This window comes from Aminobacter sp. P4_H6_2 (genome assembly GCF_056400805.1).
Map to the genome: position 1 here is coordinate 1 of NZ_JBFUKO010000427.1, position 4,698 is coordinate 4,698.

Sequence of the window (4,698 nt, forward strand, 5' to 3'; positions counted from 1 at the left end):
ATGGCGAGCTGTTCGGTGAGAATGCGTGCCGAGCCTTCGTCGGACTTCGCAACCTGCATGGCGGCCCTGAGAACGCCTGATATGCTGCGCCCACCCGCGCCGAGGTCACGTTCGATGCCGGCAAGGACATCCTCGAACAGGCCTGGCGCACGCTCCAGCACGCGCAGCACGTCGAGCGCCATGACATTGCCTGAGCCTTCCCAGATCGCGTTGACCGGCGCCTCGCGGTAGTAGCGCGCCAGTGGCGCTTCCTCGACATAGCCGTTGCCGCCGAGGCACTCCATCGCTTCATAAAGAAGACCCGGTGCAATCTTGCAAACCCAGTATTTGACCACCGGCGTCATGGCGCGCGCAAAGGCCGCCTCGCCCCGATCGGAAGCAGCTTCGTCGAAGGAGCGCGCCAACCTGAAGGCAAGCGCGGTCGCGCCAGCCACATCGAGCGCCATGTCCGCAAGCACGCGCTGCATCAAAGGTTGGTCGACCAGATTGGCGCCGAACACCTGGCGATGGCGCGTGTGGTGGACAGCTTCCGCGAGCCCCGCTCGCATGAGAGCCGACGAGGCAACCGCGCAGTCGAGCCGCGTCAGCGTCACCATGTCCATGATGGTCTTGATGCCGCCGCCGGGCTCGCCGACCAGATCGCCGATGGCGCCCTGGACTTCGACCTCGGCGGAAGCATTCGAGCGGTTGCCGAGCTTGTCCTTGAGGCGCTGGAATTCCAGCCCGTTGGCCGTACCGTCGCTGAGGATGCGCGGAACGAGGAAACAGGTAAGCCCTTCCTGTGCCTGCGCCAGCATCAGGAAAGCGTCGGACATCGGTGCCGACATGAACCATTTGTGGCCRCTGAGCCGGTAAAAACTGCCCCCGGCGCGCTCAGCCTTGGTCGTGTTGGCGCGCACATCGGWGCCGCCCTGCTTTTCGGTCATGCCCATGCCGAGCGTCAGTCCAGCCTTTTCGATCGGCGGCTTTTGCGCCTGATCATATTTGCGGGTGGTGACGCGCGGCGCCCATTCGCGAAACAGCTTTGGGCTCGCCATCAATGCGGCCAGCGAAGCGTTGGTCATGGTGATGGGGCACAGATGCCCGCATTCGAGCTGCGCCGTAAGATAAAAGCGTGCGGCACGCACCTGGTGGCGGCGTCCGGTTTCGGTCCCGCCGTTTTCCCACACTGAAGAATGCAGCCCACCTGTTATCGAGCGCCGCATCAGCGCGTGATAGGCTGGGTGGAACTCGACCTGGTCGATGCGTCGGCCCTGACGGTCGTGCGTCTTGAGCTTCGGAACCTCGCTGTTGGCCAGCCGCGCAAGGTCCTGCGCCTCCTGGTTCAAAACGAAACGGCCCAGCCCGTCCAGGTCGCGGCGGACCGGCTCGGAAAAGCTCTCTGCAATCTGGATCAGCAGTGGATCGCCGCGCCAGGCATTGCTGCCCGTCAGCGGAGGGGGCTGGTTCGGCACGTCCTGCGTCACGCCTTGTCCTTCATCGGTGTGGGCGACGGGCACGAATCCGCAGCCATGGCCGGCTTTATAACTGAAATGCTTATCGATAGCTTATGGCCCAGCTTGGAAACGACGAAAATCCCGTGGGAGAACTTTCATCATTGAAATGCCGGCTTGCGGGTCACTTAAGCACAGCCTATAGCACCGCCTTGAGATGACAGACCTTTCGTCCCTGCCGCCCTACCCGCACCGCCATCTTCTTGGCATCCGCGACCTTTCCCCATTGGATATCGAAATATTGCTCGACCGCGCCGACGCGGCCGTGTCGATTTCGCGCCAATCGGAGAAAAAGACGTCGACGCTGCGCGGTAGAACCCAGATCAATCTGTTCTACGAAGCCTCGACGCGGACGCAGTCGTCCTTCGAGCTCGCCGGAAAACGTCTCGGCGCCGACGTCATGAACATGTCGGTGGCAAGCTCTTCCGTGAAGAAGGGCGAGACGCTGATCGACACGGCGATGACGCTGAACGCGATGCGGCCCGACATATTGATTATCCGCCACCAGTCGGCGGGAGCCGCAGCCCTGCTTGCGCAGAAGGTCGGCTGCTCGGTGGTCAATGCCGGCGACGGCGCGCATGAACACCCGACACAGGCACTGCTCGACGCGCTCACCATCCGCCGCGCCAAGGGCCGCCTTGCCCGCCTCACGGTGGCGATCTGCGGCGACATCCTGCATTCGCGCGTCGCACGCTCCAACATCCTGTTGCTCAATGCGCTCGGTGCGCGCGTCCGTGTCGTCGCGCCCTCGACGCTGCTGCCTTCCGGCATTGCCCAGATGGGCGTCGAGGTGACGCAGTCGATGGCCGACGGCCTCAAGGACGCCGATGTCGTCATGATGCTGCGCTTGCAGCGCGAGCGCATGGCCGGTGCCTTCGTGCCTTCGGTGCGCGAGTATTTCCGCTACTACGGCCTCGATGCTGAAAAGCTGAAGGCCGCGAAGCCTGACGCGATGGTGATGCATCCGGGCCCGATGAACCGCGGTGTCGAGATCGCCTCGGAAATTGCCGACGGTCCGCAAAGCGTGATCCAGGAACAGGTGGAAATGGGCGTCGCCGTCCGCATGGCGGTGATGGAAGCACTGCTCGACCCACGCCGCAATCGCGACGGACACAACGCATGAGCATCACGGTTTTCCAGCGCGCCCGCATCGTCGACCCCTCGCGCGCCATTGATGAGACCGGCTCGGTCATCGTCGATGGCAAAAGGATCGTCGCGGCCGGTGCCGACGCACTCAACCAGGGCATTCCCAGCGGCGCAGAAGTCATCGACTGCGCTGGCAAGGCTATCGTGCCTGGCCTGATCGACGGCCGTGTCTTCATCGGCGAGCCAGGTGGCGAGCACCGCGAAACGATTGCCTCGGCAAGCATCGCCGCTGCATCAGGTGGTGTCACATCCATCGTGATGATGCCCGACACGGACCCGGTGATCGACAATGTCGCACTGGTAGAGTTTGTACTCAGGACCGCCAAGGAAACCGCATCGGTCAACGTCTTTCCGGCTGCGGCCATTACCAAGGGGCTCGAAGGCCACGAGATGGCCGAGTTCGGCCTGCTGCGCGAAGCAGGTGCCGTCGCCTTCACCGACGGCCGCCACACGATCGCCAGTTCGATGGTGATGCGCCGGGCGCTGACCTATGCACGCGACTTCGACGCGGTGATCGCGCATGAGACGCAGGACGCAGACCTTGCCTCGTCGGGCGTGATGAACGAAGGGCTCTACGCCAGCTGGCTCGGGCTGTCGGGCATTCCGCGCGAGGCCGAAACCATTCCACTCGAACGAGATCTGGCGCTCGCCCGTCTGACGCGTGGCAATTACCACGCCGCCAAGATTTCGACCGCCATGGCGGCAGCCGCTGTTTTGCGCGCCAAGGCTGACGGGGCCAAGGTCACCTCGGGCGTTTCGATCAACAGCTTGTCGCTCAACGAAAACGATGTCGGCGAATATCGAACCTTCTTCCGCCTGGCGCCGCCTTTGCGTGCCGAGGAAGACCGCATCGCCATGGTCGAGGCGCTGAAGGACGGCACCATCGATTTGATCGTCTCCTCGCATGACCCGCAGGATGTCGACACCAAGCGCCTGCCTTTCGCCGATGCCGCCGTCGGCGCGATCGGACTGGAGACGCTGCTGGCCGTGGCATTGCGCCTGCATCACAATGATGACGTGCCTTTGTTGCGCATCATCGAAGCGCTTTCGACCGCACCGGCAAAACTGTTCGGCCTGCCCGGCGGCACGCTCAAGCCTGGCGCGATTGCCGACTTGGTGCTCGTCGATCTCAACGAGCCGTGGGTGGTACGAGAGGCCGACATTCGCTCACGTTCCAAGAACACCTGCTTCGAAGGCGCCAGGCTGCAAGGCAAGGTCTTGAAAACCTTGGTCGCTGGACGCACAGTGTTTTCGGCCTGACGGGCCACGGGGGAGTAGACGTATCTTGATGCCGGATGACATTTTTCCGACGGCGCTGCATGTCCTGATTGCCGCTGCCGTGTTCGGCTATCTCTTGGGTTCGATTCCATTTGGTTTGCTGCTGACGCGCGCGGCCGGCCTCGGCGACGTGCGCAAGATCGGCTCTGGCAATATCGGCGCAACCAACGTGCTGCGCACAGGCAACAAGAAACTGGYAGCTGCAACGCTGCTGCTCGACGCGCTCAAGGGCACCGTAGCTGTGGTTGTCGGAGCATACTGGAGCCACGATGCCGCCATCGCTGCAGGCTTTGGCGCGTTCATTGGCCATCTCTATCCGGTCTGGCTCGGCTTCAAGGGCGGCAAGGGCGTCGCCACCTATCTTGGCGTGCTGTTTGGCCTGTCGGGGACCGGCGCGCTGGTCTTCGCCGTGACCTGGCTGCTGGTCGCCTTCGTCAGCCGCTATTCGTCGCTCGCCGCACTGGCCGCAGCCGTTGCGGTGCCGATCGCACTCTACATGATCGACATGCCCAAGGCCGCGAGCCTGCTGGCGTTGATGAGCGTCATCGTCTTCTTCCGGCACCGCGCCAACATCTCACGGCTGCTTGCCGGCACAGAATCGCGGATCGGGTCAAAGGGATGAGCCAACCCGCCGCCGGGCCGCATCTCAGCGACCGGCAGCGGCTTCATTGGCTGCGCCTCATTCGCACCCCAAATGTCGGCCCGGCTAGTTTTCGCGGGCTGATCGACCGTTTTGGYTCCGCCGAAACCGCAATCGAAATGCTGCCCGAGATCATGATGT

Annotated in this window: 4 protein-coding genes and 1 pseudogene; 4 read left to right on the top strand and 1 reads right to left on the bottom strand. The window is 63.3% G+C overall.

All coding sequences use genetic code 11. The features are described 5' to 3' along the window. A partial coding sequence (locus tag AC1DUU_RS23470) for an acyl-CoA dehydrogenase family protein (RefSeq protein WP_476785790.1) occupies positions 1 to 1,466 on the bottom strand: 1,466 nt, incomplete at its 3' end. A gap of 184 nt (positions 1,467 to 1,650) precedes the next feature. Here AC1DUU_RS23470 and AC1DUU_RS23475 point away from each other — a divergent pair. The 4 genes and pseudogenes from AC1DUU_RS23475 to AC1DUU_RS23490 form a co-directional block, all read left to right on the top strand. Further along, a complete protein-coding gene (locus AC1DUU_RS23475) occupies positions 1,651 to 2,616 on the top strand; it encodes an aspartate carbamoyltransferase catalytic subunit (RefSeq protein WP_476785791.1) in 966 nt (321 codons plus the stop codon). Next, entirely contained in the window at positions 2,613 to 3,899 is a 1,287-nt protein-coding gene (locus tag AC1DUU_RS23480) for a dihydroorotase (protein WP_476785792.1), read from the top strand. The genes AC1DUU_RS23475 and AC1DUU_RS23480 overlap by 4 nt, the downstream gene beginning before the upstream one ends. A 28-nt stretch (positions 3,900 to 3,927) precedes the next feature. Continuing rightward, positions 3,928 to 4,539, top strand: a complete 612-nt coding sequence (gene plsY / locus AC1DUU_RS23485; protein ID WP_476785793.1) for a glycerol-3-phosphate 1-O-acyltransferase PlsY — start codon at positions 3,928 to 3,930, stop codon at positions 4,537 to 4,539. After that, positions 4,536 to 4,698, top strand: a pseudogene (locus AC1DUU_RS23490) (DNA-processing protein DprA); the annotation flags it as partial. The gene plsY and the pseudogene AC1DUU_RS23490, both read left to right, overlap by 4 nt.